This is a genomic window from Sphingobacterium sp. UBA2480, assembly GCF_002341965.1.
Classification (GTDB): Bacteria; Bacteroidota; Bacteroidia; order Sphingobacteriales; family Sphingobacteriaceae; genus Sphingobacterium; species Sphingobacterium multivorum.
Map to the genome: position 1 here is coordinate 520,350 of NZ_DDPA01000009.1, position 17,210 is coordinate 537,559.

The window sequence follows — 17,210 nt, forward strand, 5'->3', positions numbered from 1 at the left end:
CTAAAGAATTTAAAGATGTGCAATGGAAAAAATAATTCAACGGGATTACTTCTCGCAATGGTGGCGGGTGCAGCAGTTGGTACATTGGTCGGTCTATTAGTGGCACCGAATAGTGGAAAAAAAACGCGGAAAAAAATCAAGGAAAAAACAAGAGACCTCAATGAACAGGCAAAACACACATTCGAAGAAGTAGCCGATAAAGTGAAAGAAGAGTATGATCATGTGTCATCCTCGATTAGCGAAACAGCAGGCCATGTGGCTGATAAGGTCTCAAATGAATTTGATAAGTATAAAGATCAAATAAGTGAAAAGACCGCCGAAGAAACGAAAGCGATTAAAGATACAATTAAAGATCATAAAGAAAAATAAGCTTTGTTGATTCAAACAGCAGACCGGATAATACTATTGCTTGGTCTGCTGTTTATTTTTTGATCTCCGCCCCTAAAATTATAATGTCCATACCTAGATGGACCGTTTTACTGAATCCAACGGCCATTCGATGGTCACGGTTAGCTTTCACTAACTTAGTGAAAGCCCGCTCGAAATTCCAGGGGCGAAAGTTTGGTTTTTGTTTTAAACAAGATCGCCACGGATTACCTGAGCACCTAAATTGGTGATTATTTCTGCTGATTTTTCTGAGCGTGCTAAACCAAATACTTGATGTCCCGCATCGATCATTTCTTGAACAACTGCTGAACCTATGAAGCCCGAAGCTCCAGTTATAAATACTTTCATAATCTTTTTTTTCTTGAGACAAAGTTCTGTGTAAAGTTGACGGCAGATGTATCCAAATGTCAGAATGTTGTAGCCATCTTTCAGAAAATCGATGATCTCGTATTTTGCAAGCCGCTGTACCGTTCAAAAAAGATCCTCTGCCACGAAATAAATACAGTATTCACGAAATAAGTAGGGTGTTAAAGCTTCGGGATGATCAGTCAAACTGTCCCATATACAAACGATAGTATTTACCTTTTTGCTTTAGCAATTCTGTATGCGAACCGAACTCTGCGATTCTCCCTTTTTCGATCAGACAGATGACGTCGGCATTCTTGATGGTCGAGAGTCTATGGGCAATGACGAAGCTTGTTTTGTCTTGCATTAACCGGTCAATACCTTCCTGAATAGCGATTTCAGTTCGTGTATCGATCGAGCTGGTCGCTTCATCCAATATTAAGATTGGCGTATTGGCTATAGTTGCTCGGGCGATGTTAATTAACTGCCGTTGTCCCTGACTCAGATTGGCTCCATCATTGGTCAATTCGGTTTTATATCCTTGTGGCAATTGCATGATAAAGCTATCCGCTGCGGCAAGCTTCGCTGCCGCTATCACTTCATCGTCTGTTGAGCTGAGCCGGCCATACCGGATGTTTTCCATAACCGTATCGGTAAACAAATGGGTGTCCTGAAATACAATAGATAGTTTTTTACGCAGTTCATTGCGATCCAGCTTAAAAATCGATGTCTTATCTAGCAGAATATCCCCGGATAGCAAAGGGTAGAAGCGAGGCAGCAAATTGATAATTGTCGACTTGCCGGCACCAGTTTTACCCACAAAAGCGATCTTTTGACCTGGTTTTACGTCGATGTCGATATCAAATAAAACCTGTTTTTCGGGTACATAACCAAAATTTACATGCGATAGTGTCACTTGGCCCTGCACCGGTGCCGGCATTGGCTGCGGATCGACGGTTTCACTTTCAGGAGCCGTGTCAATAACGGCAAAAATACGTTCTGCGCCCGCCAACGCTGCCTGTAGACTATTGTATTGACTGGAAATCTCATTGACAGGCCGTCCAAATTGCCGTGCATACTGTAAAAATGCAGTTAATCCACCTAAATCGAATCCACGTGTGATCACTAGAATACCACCTGCGATGGTAGTCAGCGCGTAGTTAATGGTGCTCATATTCGCCATCAAAGGCATCATCATGCCAGAATAAAACTGTGCCTTTGTTGCTTTTTCCCGGAGCACTTGATTAAGCTGTTCAAATTGTTCGATGGCGGCGTTTTCGTGCCCGAAGACCTTCACCACTTTTTGTCCGCTGATCATTTCCTCTACATAGCCATTGGCATTGCCGAGTGCAGCTTGGTTGGCGGCAAAAAAACGCTTGCTTTTGTTGATGATCAGTTTCGCCAGATATAACATAAGGGGGATCATGATCAATGCAATAATAGATAGGATAGGGCTGATATACAGCATGAGGGCGAGTGTCCCCAACAAGGTAATTGAGCTGATTAAAAGTTGTGTAATGCTATTATTTAGGGCGTCGCTTACGGTATCCATGTCATTGGTGAAGCGACTCATCAGATCACCATGTTGATGGGTATCGTAAAACTGCAAAGGTAGGTACTGCATGCGGTCGAACAGCTCATTTCGGAGGTTGGAAATCGTTTTCTGTGCAACTTTTATGGTCAGCCGGTATTGCAACATGTTGAAAATTCCTGTAGCGATATAAATTCCGATCATGACGAGGGCGATATGTCCTAGACCAACAATATCTTTTTTAAGTACATAATTGTTGATTGCAGGCCGTAAAAGGTAGTTGCCCGCTAGTGTTCCCGCAGTTCCCAGCAAAAGTGAAATTAAAATCAGCAGGAGCATCAGCCGTTGCGAAGACAGGTAGCGCATCAATCGCCATAGAGCCCTAAATCCCTGTTGAGGCTTTTCATTTTTAATGCGTCTTGAACTTCCGGGACCGGGTAAACTCACGGGGATGGATTTGTTTGAGGTACTCATTAGGCTTCTTCTTTTTGCAGGTGTTGGGACTGATAAATTTCCTGATAGATGGTATTTGTTTGCAGAAGTACCTCGTGTGATCCGGAACCGACAATGCGGCCTTCTTCCATGACCAATATCTGGTCGGCGTGCATGACGCTTGAAATACGCTGTGCAATAATCAATTGTGTGGTATCCTGCAGATAATTTTTTAAACCTTCACGTATTTTCCGGTCGGTGTAGATGTCCACAGCACTTGTGCTGTCGTCCATAATTAAGATTTTAGGTTTCTTCAATAAAGCCCTGGCAATACATATGCGTTGTTTTTGTCCTCCCGAAACATTGACGCCTCCTTGTCCTAGTAGCGTGTGATATCCGGCGGGGAAGGAGCGTATAAAATCGTCTGCACAGGCATTCCTGGCAGCAGCATAAATATCCTCATCCGTTGCCTGCTCATTTCCCCATTTGAGATTTTCTAAAATAGTTCCTGAAAAAAGTTGATTTTGCTGCAAGACAATCGCAATCTCGCCGCGCAGTTCCTGTAGTTGGTAATTTCTGACATCGATGCCATCGACCAACACGCTACCTTCAGACACATCATACAGTCGTGGGATTAATTGTACCAACGTGCTCTTTCCGGAACCTGTGCCACCTATGATAGCTAAGGTACGCGCAGGCCTCACGTCGAAGCTAATCGTGTCGAGGTTGGGTTTTTCGCTTTGCTTGTTGTACCGGAAAGTGACTTGCTGAAATGCGATTCGTCCTGCTGTGATAGCGTATTTGTTTTGGAAACCTTCCACCGTATCCGATAAGGAAGGCTGTTTCTCTAAAACTTCTTCAATTCTATCACCCGAAGCGATTGCCCTTGAAATCATCATGAAAGTCAATGAGAGCAACATCAAAGAAATAAGGATCTGCGTGATATAACTTAGAAAGGACATCAGTCCACCAAGCGCAAGCGTTCCGGTCATTACTTTCTGTCCGCCAAACCAGGTCACGGCAACAAGCGACAAGCCCATCACCAATTGCATAACAGGCATAATAAGGACAACGATGCTTGAAGCTTTGGTCGCAACATCCATCAGGTCGAAATTGACTTTGTCGAATTTCTTTTTCTCAAAATCCTGGCGGACAAAAGCTTTTACCACCCGCACATTGAGTAGATTTTCCTGCACAACACTATTGACACGATCGACCGCCTGCTGCATCTTGATAAAAAAGGGGAGCCCTTTGCGTAATAATATGAAAATGCTTAAGGCTAATATAGGCAACGCAATGGCCATCACGATGGACAGATCCTTATTTATAGAAACCGCAAAGATAATGGCAAAAACCATCATAAGAGGTGCCCTTAGGAGCATACGCAGGCACATCATCATGACTTGCTGCATCATATTGGTGTCGTTGGTGAGCCGCGTAGTAAGCGACGCCGAACTGAAATAATCGGTATCCGCAAAAGCAAAAGATTGTATTTTTCGAAACAGGGCAGTCCGGAGATTCGTCGTAAAACCCACAGATGCATGTGCAGAGTAATAGATGTTGCACAAATTGGCAACGATGGCAACGATGGCTAACCCGATCATGGCCAATCCAATTTTCAAAATGTAGTTTATATCTTTATGCAAGATTCCGTCATCGACAATAATAGACATTAGACGAGGTTGTACAATTTCGCAAAACACATCAATTACAACGAAAAAGGGAATAATCAAAAAAGCCTTTCTAAATGACTTGGTATAAGGGGTAAACGTGGAAAGCTTCATCTACTTGTATATCCATTAAATCATTTAGTCCAGTTTGTATGCCTGAACGCTGTTACTCCTAACGGTAGGCACATAAAGCATACCCGAAGATTTGTCGTAACCGATATCGGCAGCATTTATCTTCTTGTCCCGTGTATCAAGCAATACCGTATTGGAGCCGTCAGGTTTGACATGATAGATCAGTCCTTGCCAGCCCGAAATTACAAATTCGTGGGATTTAATTTGTACGACACCGTCCAATCCACCTTCCATACCTTTCGATATTACAGTGGTTTTTTTATCCTGATCTATCTTAACAAGAGCACCATCCGATAACACATACAAGTCTTTGCCGACAGCCAGCAGTCCGTTTGCACCTTTGAGATTTTCGGCATATAGCATAGGAGCTTCATTTTCAATGCGATATACTTTTCCAAGTCGCGTATCACTCACATAAACAATACCCTTTGAGTCAACTGTAATGTCATTGAGCAGCTCAGCACCATCGATGGTAATTCTTTTAACGATGCTTGCTTTATCTATATCGATGACGGCAATCGATTTAGCGAATGCTTCCGCTGCATAGAGCCGGTTTTTGTAGATTCCTATGCCCAAAACAGCATTTAATCCTGTCACCCAATCTTTTTTGATAAATTTTCCGTCCATATCCAGTTTACTGATGAATGCCGTTGTGTTAGGTTCGAAGGCAATCGTATTTGAAACATAGAGTACTTTGTTTTTGGCATCTACCCAAACGGACTCTGGAGATCTTAGGGTAGTGTCCGATTGCCATTGAGGCGTTAAAGACTTCTGTCCAAACAGGACTTGTACAAACATGATAAGGGTTAATGTTAACGTAATTTTCATAAAAAATCGGATTGGTGTTTATATTAGTTTAATTTATTCGAGTTAAAAAACGACTACTCAAATGAACTTTTGGTCTTCTGTTAAAGAATAAATAGTTGTAGTCAAAAAAACCGACCATTGAGCTCCTTTAATATACAGCATTTAGATCTGATTGGGTTTTCTTTTTTCGAAAGAAAACCCAATCAGATCGCTTAGATCAATACTTCTTTATAGATAAATTGCTGTAATATTTCTTTTCAATATACGGCAAAATTGCTTTAGGCCCACCAATATATTTATAAATAATTTTTCGTTTCATACCGATTTATAGAAGCTATTAATTTCTTGTTAATAGTTCATTAATGGTACCTCATAACTTTGATTTCGAGAATAAGCCCAATAAAATTTTTGGCCTTTCAAAACAGCGAAGCAGTATGGGCACCAGCATTGAAATAAACCAATATGTATAAACCAGTTTCAACCATTTATAAAAAAAATCACTTGATTATGAGTATTAAAAAGCAAACAAAATTATGTGCGGTCTTCTTGTTGGCAACTTTGCTGGCGTCCTGTTCGAAGAGCGAAAAGATGATGGAGCAACCGCTCCCGAAAGAGGAGGCCAAAAAGGCAAATGGCAATAATGGAGTTTCCGCGACAGGCGATGTTGTTGGCCAGATTACTGTGGGATACCAGGGCTGGTTTTCCTGCGCTGGCGACAATTCTCCCATGGGAACACATTGGTGGCACTGGACCGAGGCCTGGCAACAGACGCCGTCCCAGGGTAATTTCCATATTCCTTCTTGGCCCGACAATAGTGAATACCAAAAAAAATACAACAGCAATTTACCGGCGTTGGGCAATGGTTCACCTGCGTCTTTGTTTTCTTCATTTGACGATCAGACAGTCAATGTCCAGGTTAAATGGATGAAGGATTATGGTATCCACACGGCGGCATTGCAGCGATTTAATCCCACAGGGATAGAAGGTCCCATTCGCAATGCCATTACCGCTAAAGTTAAAACTGCCGCCGAGCAACACGGTGTCAAATTTTATATCATGTATGATGTGTCGGCCTGGGTTAATATGCAGGCTGAGATAAAAAATGATTGGCTAAATCTAATGAAACAATATACTCAGTCTCCAGCCTATGCCAAACAGAATGGCAAGCCTGTGGTCGGTATTTGGGGATTTGGTTTTAATGACAACAACCACCCCTGGTCGGCGGCCGTCTGTCTGGATGTGATCCAGTGGTTTCGCGACCAAGGCTGTTATGTCATGGGCGGCACGCCAACACATTGGAGGCTGGCACAAGCAGGGGGAGATTCGAGGCAGGGCTACATCGACGTTTACAAAGCATTTGATATGTTGTCGCCTTGGATGGTAGGACGTATCGGAACCATTGCAGACGTGGATCATTATGCACAGCATATCCAAAATGCTGATCTACAGTTTTGTAATTTAAATAACATAGACTATCAGCCCTGTGTATTGCCGGGCTCACTGCAGGAGGGGCAAAGAAAACATGGTGATTTTATGTGGCGACAATTCTATAATCTGACTTCGCTCGGTGTCAAGAGTATGTATGTGTCTATGTTTGATGAGTACAACGAATCCAATCAGATCGCGAAGACTGCTGCAACCCAACAGGATGTTCCGGTTGGGCTGGGGATTAAATCCATGGATGAAGATGGGACTGCTTGTTCTTCGGATTACTATCTCCGGATCACAATGGACGGTGGAAAGATGCTAAAGGGACAGATACCGCTGAACCCAAATAGACCAACCTCCCCACAATAAGTCAACTTTTAACGAACACAATTGGTTTATATAGTTTAATAGTGCGGCCGAATCTTCGTTATGAAGATTCGGTTTTTTATAGGGTTTTATTATCCGATCAGAAAAGCACTTTTCATTTTCAATTCAGACTTTCTTTAGTAACTTTAATCTATGATGAACGTTGCGCTTACCGTTTATAAAACTTCGCAGCATACGTTTTGTCTTGTACAGCGTTGGTCGGCAAGGTTGTCATGTACCATCCTTGGTCCTAGGTCCAAGGGTATTCATCGACCTAAATTCAGACGATGTTGGGGTGGTTTCGTGTAGCTATAGATTGTCATGTTTCAAAAAAAAATAAAAAAAATGCTCTTTATAATTTTATTCATCGTGGCGGTAGTCGCCGCAGGTGTAGCCTATTATTTATTCACCAATGGTAATGTTAAAGTAGATATGGCCTTGAAGTCAGCTACGCTATATGATTTTAAAGTGAAGGGGTTGGATGGCTCGTCCATCGATTTTGCGCAGTTTAAAGGTAAAAAGATACTTGTTGTAAACACCGCTTCTAAATGTGGATTTACACCACAGTACGAGGGACTCGAACGCTTGTATAAAAGATTTAGTGATAAGTTGGTCATTGTAGGTTTTCCATCAAATGATTTTTTAGACCAAGAACCTGGTAAAGATGCCGAAATAGCTGCTTTTTGTCAACGGAATTACGGCGTAACTTTTCCGATGGCAGCAAAGATTGATGTTAAAGGAAAGCGGCAAGCGCCTATTTATCAGTGGTTAACAAATAGAAGCTTGAACGGCGTAGAAAGTTCTGCTGTCCTGTGGAATTTTCAGAAATATCTGATCGATGAAAATGGAAGGCTTATCAAGCATTTTCCTCCAAAAACAGATCCCGAAGATCCAGCAATTGTAGCGCTGATCGATTAGTTAGACAGCGTTCATTCAACTTTCTTTAAACAGTTGAAAGTCCGCGGTAGTGGCTGGCTGCAGAATGGGAGAAATTCTTTTTTAACTTATTTCTTCACCGCCACTTGCTTACCTGCAGTACTTTTTCATCCAGCTGCGCAGCCAATGATTTCACCCGCGCTTTTAAGATCAATTTTCTACCAGCAATTGTTCGGGTAAAAATTAATTCACAATTCCCTACATGTGCTTCCCACTGCACGGTATCCGATTGAAGAAAAAGTTCACAAAACCGTTGTATCCATTGGTTACGGATTGCACGTGTCGGTGCGAGAATTAGCGTTGGTTTATTGATGCGTATAGCAACTTCAAGTCCCAGGACCGTCTTACCTGAGCCGGGAGGCGCCACGACATGTAAATGACAATCTTTAAGATGCTCCTGTAATTTCTCAAGTACCCGCAATTGGTACTTACTCCATGGATATTTGAATTTAATTGGTTTAGGGTACTCAGTCAATAGATTCGGATAATTTAAAATTTACACCATATTGCAGCGCAATATACCAATTTAGTTGCAAATACGATTTGGCGGAAAGGCTTGTGAAATTACCTCTATTGACCTCGAATGTAGGCGACGATATGGAGGCTTTGTTTTCTTTAAGTTAAATATTGGGTATGCTTGCCGAAGGGAAAAAACAGTGGTTTTATCCACTATAGAGATACTTTTATAGTGCGTTTAAAGCACTTTTAAGGCACTAACCCCTTGTACCCGAACAGTGAAATGTCCGTGCTTTATCTGTGCTTAGCATGTGCTTCATCTGTGCTTGATCTGTACAGCCTCCAAAAATGGGCTCTTTTTAAGCCCTTAATTCTAGCGGATGGTTAATTAAAAGTTAAAAATAAGCAAGGTGGATTTTGGCGCCGTTTTTATCTGCTGTTAGGCTTATTGGAAGGCATAATAATTACTATTCGCCGAGATTGACTTTATATTCGTGTATCAGTGCCAGAAAATAATTTGATATCTTTGTAAGCGTACTTGAAGGAGTTATCAATGCATAAACAAAACGTTATTTCGGTTATATTATTCATAAAACCAAGAAATCAGCAACAGCAATTGTAAAATACGAAGTAATATGGGAAAAATTATATTCAGATTTTGGTTGGTTAATGTATTGATAAGTGTCGCGCTATTTGTACTGTACCGACTTGTTATCGCAGAGACGGATACGGCTGCTACGGGATTTCTCGAGACAATCATCGTTATTCTGGATATTATTGTCAATTTGGGTTTTTCAACAATTTATCTTTTCGCGGTGATTTTATGTTCCTTACTATTTTTTCTAAATCATATCGAAAAAATTCGCCGTAATAAAGGATTATCGTTTTTGACATTTTCGGGAATACCGGCTGTTTGCCTGATCTTACTGATCATTTATATTTTGGTTGGATTTTATAAATATCATATGGTTCTTGACCCGTTAAAAATGCTGCTTCTGTTCTCCGTTATTTATCTAGCCAGCACCATCTTAGAATTTATCCTATTCCGGAAAATAATAGAAAAACAGCAGGCTGACCCGAAAGTTCAGCAATAAACCGCATTATTATGTTATCCCTTCCTGGCGTATCTACTGTCCTTTACAAAAAAACGCAGGGGTAGGACTGCGTGCTCCTGAGCATAAGCGATACCGATTCGTGCTGCTTTTCCGATTTGTGCTGAACTGTATTTTATTCCCTGATCTACAATCCATATGCTATCACCGGTCAATAATGCGCTATTAAATGAGGCGTCAATTCCCAAAGCTTTAGCTGTAGATCCCGGTCCGTTGGAGAAGGAGGGTTTTTCGGGTCGCACAGGTCTCCGCAATGCCATTACGTCAATGCCAACCAACGGTTCAATCCCTCTAATTAGAACGCATTGGGGATCGTCTGCTCCAGAAGTCACAATATTCAACAGATGGTGAATACCATAACAGAGGTATACATAGGCGACGCCACCTTCCTTGTACATCGGCTCGGTTCTCGATGTTCTCTTTCCGTTAAATGCATGGGATGCTTTATCCATAATGCCAAAGTAAGCTTCGGTCTCGACAATTCTACCCGCTGTTACCAGGCCATCTTTTTGCGTATAGAGAACTTTTCCTAACAAATCTTCCGCCAGGAATATGGTATTTGTATTAGTGTAATAAGATTGATGTAGTTTAACCATTTTTTATCCTTCTAACTGTCAACGATTATGTTCGTCGCATGACGGTGATTAAATATAGAGAAAATCATTTGATTCGCTATTCATTAGCCAATCAAATGATTTCAGGGCTTATATTCAGCAGCAGATGAAAAGCCTGTTTATCTTAATTTTCGTGTTTCCTTAGCAGATGTTATTGGTAAGACGGCACAGTTTGACAAACAATAAGTACAGTGTATGCTGTGTGGATTATTTTAAAAAGCTATTCAGATAACCTAAAATGCTACCAGTTTGGCCTATCAGGCTGACGTGGCTTTGTCCTGGGATAATAGCTAATTGGGATTTCGGCATTTGTCCAAAGTCACCAACTACTTCACCGCCCAATAATTGATATGTTTTTACCAGCTCGATCTTGTCTAGACCGTCGTTGTCTCCAGCAATCAAGAGTACAGGTGAAGATATTTTGGCAATATTTGCGTCTCCCAGATCATATGGTTGCTGTGCCAATGAGATCATTTGTTCCAAAAATTTTGTCCACTTTGTTTTGTCGGGAGCAACGGTTTCATAGGCTTGCTGCATCGGACTATTTTCAAATAATGCTGGTTTCATGTTCTGGAAGGCTTTGTTAATTTCCGGCATCCATCCCTTACTTTTATAGGTAGCAGAAATAATGACTAATTCATCTAAGCGCTTCGGATACTGGATGGCAAATTGGTAGACTACTGCCCCTCCAAAGCTGTAGCCAAGCACTGCAGCATGTTCAATTTTCAGATAATCCATCACTTTGGCAACATCAGCTGCAAGTATGGCGTGGTCAAATTTTCTATCAGAATAGGGTGAATGGCCATGGCCCTGCAACTCAATGGCGATGACTTTCCTGTTTTTTGACAGTTCGGGTATGAGCTGACTCCAGTTTGTGCTGATGGTCATAAAAGCGCCGTGTAATAATACAATCGGTTTTCCAGTACCATAAACTTCATAATATACCTTGCTGTCCTTAAGGTGTACTAAACCTTGAGCCGAGGGTTTAATTTGGGCATAAGATTGCATAACAGTAATCATCATAATGATATAAAGTAATGATTTAAAAATAGTATTGGTTTTGATACGTGTGTTCATAACGAATTTATTTAAAATGTACATGACAAATATCATTACGATTTCCCAGGAAAATACTGTGGAAATACGACAAATATAGGGGCGATTGCGTCAGAAACGCGAGCAGACAATTCGGTAAAAAAAAGATCGGAGCGCGATAATACCGAGGGGAGGATTTCGTATCGTTGGGGCAGTTGAGGTGTAATTAAAAAAGACAGGGACCAATATCCTATACCAGCCCCTGTGTTTTGCTATTATTTCAACTTATCTTTTACACTTTTAGCATGATCTAGGTGGTTTCTAAGTGTTGGTAGAGTTTTATCTACAAACGCTTTCAGCTCGGTATCTTTAAGATTTTTACTAGCGTCCTCAAACAGCTTGATATCCTTTTCATGGTCTTTAACCATATCTTCGATATACGATTTATCGAAGTCTCCGGGCGACTTTTTGGACAATTCATCCTTCAAATTTTGCTCATCTGTACCCAAGGTGGCTGGTAGCGTGATATTTTTTGCTTGTGCAAGTGTTGCAAGTTCATCATTTGCTTTGGAATGATCTCTAATCATCATTTCGCCGAAGGCTTTTACATCCAGATGCTGGCCTTTTTCCTTTGCCAGTTTTCCAAGTTCTACCTCAGCCATGCCACCGTTCGCTGCTTCAGTAACGAATTTTGCATCGTCTTCACTGACAGCAACAGGCGTCGTTGCCGTATTATTATCGTCTATGTTTTCTGGTGCTTTTGTTTCGTTGATACTGTCCGCTGTTTTTTTGCTGTCGTTATTTGCATTGCCGCAACTTTGGACAGCAACAATAGAAAATGCAATTGCTAGGGTCAAAAATATTCTTTTCATGATCTTATGAGTTTTGATTTCTAGATAAACAGTGGTCAAAACAGTATCGTTTCAAAAAAATGACCAACGCAACTATCTCATATTACATTCACGTGTTTTTTAGCTTCAAAAATTTAATAGTGATACCCAGCTGACCCAGGTGGTAAAAATCGTGATGGATAAGGCCTGTCAGGAGGTATTTGAGGTTATGCGGGAAATCAGGATTCGCATGTTTATAGGGTTGTTCGAGGAAGGAATCGTCTTTGCCGTTGAGAAAGTGAATAACGTGTCGCTGACTATCCCAGAAATCTTCCAACAGCTTTTTCCAGCCTGTTGTCTTCAGTTCGTCATTCGTTCGCCAATTCCTAGCTTCGTTCATTTCGAGTCCCCGTGGATTTCCCTTCAAACGGCTCAGAACCTCCTTACGCCATTCAATGAGATGCGACATCAGTTCCGCTACACTGTGCATTTCTGGGATAGGACGCTCATAAACAGATGATTCGGTCACCGTAGCTAATTTTTTTTCAAAATTTTCATCGATCCATAGATCGGCGTGCTCCACATCCTTTAATTGCTGAATGATATCTTTTATCAGAATAGTGCTCATAATGACTTAGTTTTAAAATGATTAAGTTTGAGATTTTAGAAAGTAAACCGAACTATACAGGAATTAGTTTTAACCAATTGTGTATTCGTTTAAAATGCTAACCTCGTACTGAAGAATTTCAGCTAGCAACGCTGGAATAGTTGCGGAGTGAAAAGGTTCTAGTTAGGATGTAATCAGTAGACAAACTATTATTTGCTGAATCTTGTCCTTCTATCGAGATTCCCTAGGAAAGGCAATCGCTTTATGATCCGGGCTCATACCCGCGTTTTATGGTCTCGAACAATCGTATTGAAATGGCTGATCAAAGATCCACAGCACGTCTGTCTATCAACGAATTAATGAAACAGGCTAAATTGTTAGAATCCGAAGGCAAATTGGAGGATGCTGTCAAAAACTATCATACAGTTATCGCAAAGGATAAGCTGCATACCGCTGCATATAATCGGCTCATGATTGTATATCATAGGCAGAAAATGTACAAGAAAGAGCTAAGTACCATAAAGAAGGCACTCGCTGCCTATGAAAATGATCTGTTGAAAGATCAGCGCAAATGGAAGAAGCTGAACGGTGGGTCAGCGGACTTAAGTCAGCGTTTGGCCAAAGTACTGGGATTAATGCAGGAGGATGGCCTTCCAAGATATGAAGAACCGCAAGTCATGGCCTGGAGAAAGCGTTTGGGAAGGATAGAGCAATCTATCAAAAAGGCAAAAGGTGTAAAGACCTAGACGCTTTAAATTTGTTATAAAATCGTAAACGAAATTGTAGATGCTACTGTTCACTATAAAACTCATTAGTTTTAATAAGTCGATATTGAGCCGAAACCCATTTTAGAAATGACGATGAAATACATATTCTGCACGGTTGAAACACCCAAAAATTCAAATGCTAAATACAACTATGAGCCAAAATGTGGCGGATTTGTTCTAGCAAAATACCTTCCTTTGGGCTCAGTTTTCCCCTATGATTTCGGTTTTATCCCGGGCACGGTAGGAGAGGATGGTGACCCTTTGGATATTATCGTTATTTCGGAACAAGGGACGTTTCCTGGCTGTATATTGAAATGCAGAATAATTGGTGCAATTAAGGCGATACAGCAGAATAAAGATGGCGAAACTGTAGAAAATGACCGGTTTTTGGTTGTGCCAGAGGCTTCAGCCGTCTTTGGTCACATTCATCGTGTCGCCCAATTGCCTGAAACCGTGCTCGATGAACTGCAACAGTTCTTCATAAATTATAATAAACAGGAAGGCAAAAATTTCCAGCCTTTGAAAATTCTAAGTGCTAAAGATGCATGTAAGGCAATAGAAAAAGCAAAAAGTAACAGTCAGCCCATCAAAAAAATTGAACTTTTTCTTCCACTCTACGATGCGTCGGGAACACCCTTCTCCGCTCAACTATTTCAGGATATTAGGAAGCAGCTCATTAAAGACTTTGGCGGGATAACAGCTTATACGCGTGCCCCTGCAATTGGTATATGGATCGATCCTAAAAAACAGCCAATTAAAGACGAGAATGTGGTTTATGAAATCATGGTTGCTGAAATCGACCATGCCTACTGGAAACAATTCAAGAAAAAACTCGAATTACAATTTGCCCAGAAAGAGTTAGTTATTAGACAAAGTGAGGTCGGGCTGCTCTAGTCGGTATATTAATACTGTAGATCTGCTGGAATGTAGACCTAGTAGGCTTATAGATTTATTTAGTTTGAAGCGTAGGTGAACGGAAAATCAAAATAGAAAATAGATCCCTTATCCTTGGCGCTTTGAACGTGTATCTGTGAACCATGTTTTCGCAGGATTTCTGCGACCAAATATAGGCCGATGCCAAATCCAGATATGTTAGAAGTATTTAGGTTATCCACCCGATAGAATGATTTAAAAATATTTTTTTGATGTTTGGGCTCGATTCCAATCCCTTCATCCTGAACATATATACGTACTTTTTCGCCTATTATCTGCGTGCCAATAATAATCGTTCCGCCGTGGGGAGAGTATTTTATGGCATTGTTAAGTAAGTTGGCAAAAACCTGATCCATTTTGGGCCAGTCGGCTAAAATATGAACGGTAGGATCGCAACGCAGTTCAATGCTGTGCCGATTCGTTTCCAAATCATTAATACAGTCCCGCATTAATTTGTCAAGCTGAAAAATGGTTTGGTGAAGTTGCAATTTTCCTTCGTCTACCTCCGTTATACTTAGAAAATCCGCAATCATGAGCATCATTTTTCTTACTTGGGATTCGATCTTAGTTCCTATCTGGGCACTTTTTTCACCAAATATAGTTGCATGCTGTTGCATCATCTGCGCACTCATCAAAACTGTGGTGAGCGGTGTTTTGAGTTCGTGGCTTGCTACGGATATAAACGTATTTTTTCGCTTCTCTTCCTGCTTTTTTTCGCTGATATCCCGTGCAATTTTTGATACACCAATGATCTCGCCGAGATCGTTTTTTATGGGGGATATCGTCAGCGACAAATCGACCAATTTGCCTGATTTTGTCTGCCGAACAGTTTCAAAATGCTTGATGGAATGTCCCATGCGCATTCGCCCCAGGATATAATCTTCTTCAGAATGCCTATCTCGTGGAATTAATTTTAGGATGGACTGACCGATCATTTCCGCATTTGAATAGCCAAAAAGATTCGTCGCAGCGTCGTTCCAGCTGGTTATAATACCGTCTAGTGTCTTTCCGATAATCGCATCGTAGGATGAGTTAACAATGGCTGCGAGTTCGGCACTTTTTTCTGTCGCTTTTTTCTGATCTGTCACATCCATAAGCGCTCCGATAATCCTGCGCGATTCTTTGCTGCCGCTAAAGAAAGCCGATCCCGTGATTTTTACAAAGGCAATCCCATGTGTGATAGGTCTTATAATGCGGCAGGTAAACTCAAAATGGCCGTCCATTTTATTTTCGCTCAGCCCTCTCATTTGCTGGAAAATAGCGGGTTGATCCTCCGGATGGATGAGCGTTATCATCGCTTCTTTCTTTTGGATTGGGGCAGAAAGTTCTAAAATTTCTTGAGCCTGTGGGGAAAGTTGAACTATTCCTTTCGCAGCGTCCCAATCCCAGGTCCCAAGTCCGGTAGAGGCGATGGCAAGGAGAAGTCGCTCTTCCTTCTCCTGCAGGATTGCTGTGAGTTTATCTCTTCTTTTTTCTGCAAATACGGCTTCCGTAATATCTTTGGTAAAACACATCGAATGGACAAATTCGTCATCCTTCATCAAAGCACTGGAATTTATAACAACATGCTTTATATCTCCATTTTTGCACCTCAGACTTGCTGGATAATCCTCCACACGTTGATTATTTAAAAGCATGTGTAGGATTTTCGAAATGGTATCCTGATCTGTGTGAAAGTCTGCAATGGGGAAACCAATATATTCTTCCTTACGATAACCAAGAAGGTCAAGTTCAGCTTGATTGGCCCAAATAATAACCCCTTCCTGGTTAACCCAATGTAGTGCTAGAGATGCACTGTCGATAAAGTCAGTTAGTTCAGTAATCCGGTTGTTGAGCTCGAGATTTTCAATTCGTAATTGTTCTATTTGTTCGGAGCTGTTCATAAAGATGTCGTATGGTGTTATAAAGACAATTATATGGATATAAAACTACTTTAAAAAAGGTAAAAGTACGGGTCATCTTAATGATAAATAACAAAAATCGCGCTAAACCATGTTTGAAGCTATTTAAAGCAAACAAAAATTGGGTGACGGCAGTTTGAAAATAATAGTATCGAATAATTTTAAGTATAATATTTCATGGCGGACAGCAAAAAATAGAGGCTATTATATCATGGACAATAATAAAACATCAATTTACAGTGCCCTTGCTGCCAATCTACTGATAGCGCTGACCAAATTTATCGCCGAATCTTTTACCAACAGTTCTTCTATGATTTCTGAAGGAATTCATTCCACAGTTGATACGGCTAATCAGCTGTTGATATTATATGGATTGAAACGTAGTAAAAAGGCGCCCGACCAGTCTCATCCTTTTGGTTATGGAAAAGAGCTTTATTTTTGGTCCTTTGTGGTTTCTATTCTCATATTCGGTTTGGGTGGAGCGCTGTCCATCTATCAGGGAGTGATGCATATACGGGAGCCCGAATTGATGAAAGATCCTTTCTGGAATTATATCGTCTTGATTCTCTCGCTTATTTTTGAGGGTACTTCTTTTAGCAGTGGCGGGACTATTGATTGTCATGATCCTCATGTCGCTAAGCCATTCCCTGCAGATTCCCGAATTGGATGGATTAGCTTCTGTAATTGTTGGGGTGCTGTTGGTTTTTGTTTCGTTTATTCTCGCCAGGGAAAGTCGGAGCTTGCTGTCTACCTATCAGTCTCCTGAAGACGTTATATTGATGCTTATCATTGATTTTAAGGATGATCTTGATACAGAATATATTACCGAAGCAATTACCCGCATCCGTACACCCATTAAAACCGAATTTTAATTTATCCATTATGTCATTATCCAACCAGAATAAATATTAAACGCCAATT

General features: G+C 41.0%; 17 protein-coding genes. 7 read left to right on the top strand and 10 right to left on the bottom strand.

What is annotated here, in order from left to right; genetic code table 11:
• Positions 1-15: 15 nt before the first annotated feature.
• On the top strand, positions 16-369 hold the full coding sequence (locus tag B3600_RS22740; RefSeq protein ID WP_286754488.1) for a YtxH domain-containing protein: 354 nt from the start codon (positions 16-18) through the stop codon (positions 367-369).
• Positions 370-573: 204 nt separating this feature from the next.
• Here B3600_RS22740 and B3600_RS22745 read toward each other — a convergent pair whose 3' ends face one another.
• From B3600_RS22745 to B3600_RS22760, 4 genes are all read right to left on the bottom strand, one after another.
• Positions 574-735, bottom strand: a complete 162-nt coding sequence (locus B3600_RS22745) for an NAD-dependent epimerase/dehydratase family protein (protein ID WP_286754489.1) — start codon at positions 733-735, stop codon at positions 574-576.
• 196 nt (positions 736-931) lie between these two features.
• Positions 932-2,737 (bottom strand): ABC transporter ATP-binding protein, encoded by a 1,806-nt coding sequence (locus B3600_RS22750; RefSeq protein WP_286754490.1) that lies wholly within the window; start codon positions 2,735-2,737, stop codon positions 932-934.
• Positions 2,737-4,479 (bottom strand): ABC transporter ATP-binding protein, encoded by a 1,743-nt coding sequence (locus B3600_RS22755; RefSeq protein WP_286754491.1) that lies wholly within the window; start codon positions 4,477-4,479, stop codon positions 2,737-2,739. Before B3600_RS22755 ends, B3600_RS22750 begins: the two co-directional genes overlap by 1 nt.
• 24 nt (positions 4,480-4,503) lie before the next feature.
• Positions 4,504-5,325, bottom strand: coding sequence for an ATP-binding protein (locus B3600_RS22760; RefSeq protein ID WP_286754492.1), 822 nt, complete (start codon positions 5,323-5,325; stop codon positions 4,504-4,506).
• Positions 5,326-5,811: 486 nt separating this feature from the next.
• Here B3600_RS22760 and B3600_RS22765 point away from each other — a divergent pair, with 486 nt between their 5' ends.
• Both B3600_RS22765 and B3600_RS22770 read left to right on the top strand, forming a co-directional pair.
• Positions 5,812-7,101, top strand: a complete 1,290-nt coding sequence (locus tag B3600_RS22765; RefSeq protein WP_286754493.1) for a glycoside hydrolase family 71/99-like protein — start codon at positions 5,812-5,814, stop codon at positions 7,099-7,101.
• A 342-nt stretch (positions 7,102-7,443) separates the two neighbouring features.
• Positions 7,444-8,016, top strand: coding sequence for a glutathione peroxidase (locus B3600_RS22770; RefSeq protein WP_286754494.1), 573 nt, complete (start codon positions 7,444-7,446; stop codon positions 8,014-8,016).
• A 94-nt stretch (positions 8,017-8,110) separates the two neighbouring features.
• Here B3600_RS22770 and B3600_RS22775 read toward each other — a convergent pair whose 3' ends face one another.
• Positions 8,111-8,509 carry a DEAD/DEAH box helicase family protein gene (locus B3600_RS22775; protein ID WP_286754495.1) on the bottom strand — a complete coding sequence of 133 codons (399 nt, stop codon included), beginning with the start codon at positions 8,507-8,509 and terminating at the stop codon, positions 8,111-8,113.
• A 616-nt stretch (positions 8,510-9,125) separates the two neighbouring features.
• Between B3600_RS22775 and B3600_RS22780 the strand changes: the two genes are divergently transcribed.
• Entirely contained in the window at positions 9,126-9,584 is a 459-nt protein-coding gene (locus B3600_RS22780; RefSeq protein ID WP_286754496.1) for a hypothetical protein, read from the top strand.
• A gap of 14 nt (positions 9,585-9,598) precedes the next feature.
• Here the strand turns inward: B3600_RS22780 and B3600_RS22785 are convergent, their stop codons facing one another.
• The 4 genes from B3600_RS22785 to B3600_RS22800 form a co-directional block, all read right to left on the bottom strand.
• Positions 9,599-10,198, bottom strand: a complete 600-nt coding sequence (locus tag B3600_RS22785) for a DNA-3-methyladenine glycosylase (protein ID WP_286754497.1) — start codon at positions 10,196-10,198, stop codon at positions 9,599-9,601.
• Positions 10,199-10,423: 225 nt separating this feature from the next.
• Positions 10,424-11,293, bottom strand: coding sequence for an alpha/beta fold hydrolase (locus B3600_RS22790; RefSeq protein WP_286754498.1), 870 nt, complete (start codon positions 11,291-11,293; stop codon positions 10,424-10,426).
• Positions 11,294-11,526: 233 nt separating this feature from the next.
• Entirely contained in the window at positions 11,527-12,123 is a 597-nt protein-coding gene (locus B3600_RS22795; protein ID WP_070568583.1) for a DUF4142 domain-containing protein, read from the bottom strand.
• Between the two features lie 88 nt (positions 12,124-12,211).
• Positions 12,212-12,709 (bottom strand): DinB family protein, encoded by a 498-nt coding sequence (locus tag B3600_RS22800; RefSeq protein WP_286754499.1) that lies wholly within the window; start codon positions 12,707-12,709, stop codon positions 12,212-12,214.
• A gap of 293 nt (positions 12,710-13,002) precedes the next feature.
• Between B3600_RS22800 and B3600_RS22805 the strand changes: the two genes are divergently transcribed.
• Complete coding sequence (locus B3600_RS22805; RefSeq protein WP_286754500.1) at positions 13,003-13,434, top strand: hypothetical protein; 432 nt, start codon at positions 13,003-13,005, stop codon at positions 13,432-13,434.
• A gap of 114 nt (positions 13,435-13,548) precedes the next feature.
• Positions 13,549-14,349: an inorganic diphosphatase gene (locus B3600_RS22810; RefSeq protein WP_286754501.1), complete on the top strand. Its 801-nt coding sequence runs from the start codon at positions 13,549-13,551 to the stop codon at positions 14,347-14,349.
• Positions 14,350-14,408: 59 nt separating this feature from the next.
• On the opposite strand, the gene B3600_RS22815 is transcribed toward B3600_RS22810, so the two are convergent.
• Positions 14,409-16,271 carry a PAS domain-containing sensor histidine kinase gene (locus tag B3600_RS22815; protein ID WP_286754502.1) on the bottom strand — a complete coding sequence of 621 codons (1,863 nt, stop codon included), beginning with the start codon at positions 16,269-16,271 and terminating at the stop codon, positions 14,409-14,411.
• A 229-nt stretch (positions 16,272-16,500) separates the two neighbouring features.
• Between B3600_RS22815 and B3600_RS22820 the strand changes: the two genes are divergently transcribed.
• Positions 16,501-17,055, top strand: coding sequence for a cation diffusion facilitator family transporter (locus B3600_RS22820; RefSeq protein ID WP_286754503.1), 555 nt, complete (start codon positions 16,501-16,503; stop codon positions 17,053-17,055).
• The last annotated feature ends 155 nt before the right edge of the window (positions 17,056-17,210 follow it).

Excerpts from the sequence above, each read along its gene's own strand:
- B3600_RS22740 (WP_286754488.1), top strand. The coding sequence starts at position 16 with ATGTGCAATGGAAAAAATAATTCAACGGGATTACTTCTCGCAATGGTG.
- B3600_RS22745 (WP_286754489.1), bottom strand. The coding sequence starts at position 735 with ATGAAAGTATTTATAACTGGAGCTTCGGGCTTCATAGGTTCAGCAGTT.
- B3600_RS22750 (WP_286754490.1), bottom strand. The coding sequence starts at position 2,737 with ATGAGTACCTCAAACAAATCCATCCCCGTGAGTTTACCCGGTCCCGGA.
- B3600_RS22755 (WP_286754491.1), bottom strand. The coding sequence starts at position 4,479 with ATGAAGCTTTCCACGTTTACCCCTTATACCAAGTCATTTAGAAAGGCT.
- B3600_RS22760 (WP_286754492.1), bottom strand. The coding sequence starts at position 5,325 with ATGAAAATTACGTTAACATTAACCCTTATCATGTTTGTACAAGTCCTG.
- B3600_RS22765 (WP_286754493.1), top strand. The coding sequence starts at position 5,812 with ATGAGTATTAAAAAGCAAACAAAATTATGTGCGGTCTTCTTGTTGGCA.
- B3600_RS22770 (WP_286754494.1), top strand. The coding sequence starts at position 7,444 with ATGCTCTTTATAATTTTATTCATCGTGGCGGTAGTCGCCGCAGGTGTA.
- B3600_RS22780 (WP_286754496.1), top strand. The coding sequence starts at position 9,126 with ATGGGAAAAATTATATTCAGATTTTGGTTGGTTAATGTATTGATAAGT.
- B3600_RS22785 (WP_286754497.1), bottom strand. The coding sequence starts at position 10,198 with ATGGTTAAACTACATCAATCTTATTACACTAATACAAATACCATATTC.
- B3600_RS22790 (WP_286754498.1), bottom strand. The coding sequence starts at position 11,293 with ATGAACACACGTATCAAAACCAATACTATTTTTAAATCATTACTTTAT.
- B3600_RS22795 (WP_070568583.1), bottom strand. The coding sequence starts at position 12,123 with ATGAAAAGAATATTTTTGACCCTAGCAATTGCATTTTCTATTGTTGCT.
- B3600_RS22800 (WP_286754499.1), bottom strand. The coding sequence starts at position 12,709 with ATGAGCACTATTCTGATAAAAGATATCATTCAGCAATTAAAGGATGTG.
- B3600_RS22805 (WP_286754500.1), top strand. The coding sequence starts at position 13,003 with ATGGCTGATCAAAGATCCACAGCACGTCTGTCTATCAACGAATTAATG.
- B3600_RS22810 (WP_286754501.1), top strand. The coding sequence starts at position 13,549 with ATGAAATACATATTCTGCACGGTTGAAACACCCAAAAATTCAAATGCT.
- B3600_RS22815 (WP_286754502.1), bottom strand. The coding sequence starts at position 16,271 with ATGAACAGCTCCGAACAAATAGAACAATTACGAATTGAAAATCTCGAG.
- B3600_RS22820 (WP_286754503.1), top strand. The coding sequence starts at position 16,501 with ATGGACAATAATAAAACATCAATTTACAGTGCCCTTGCTGCCAATCTA.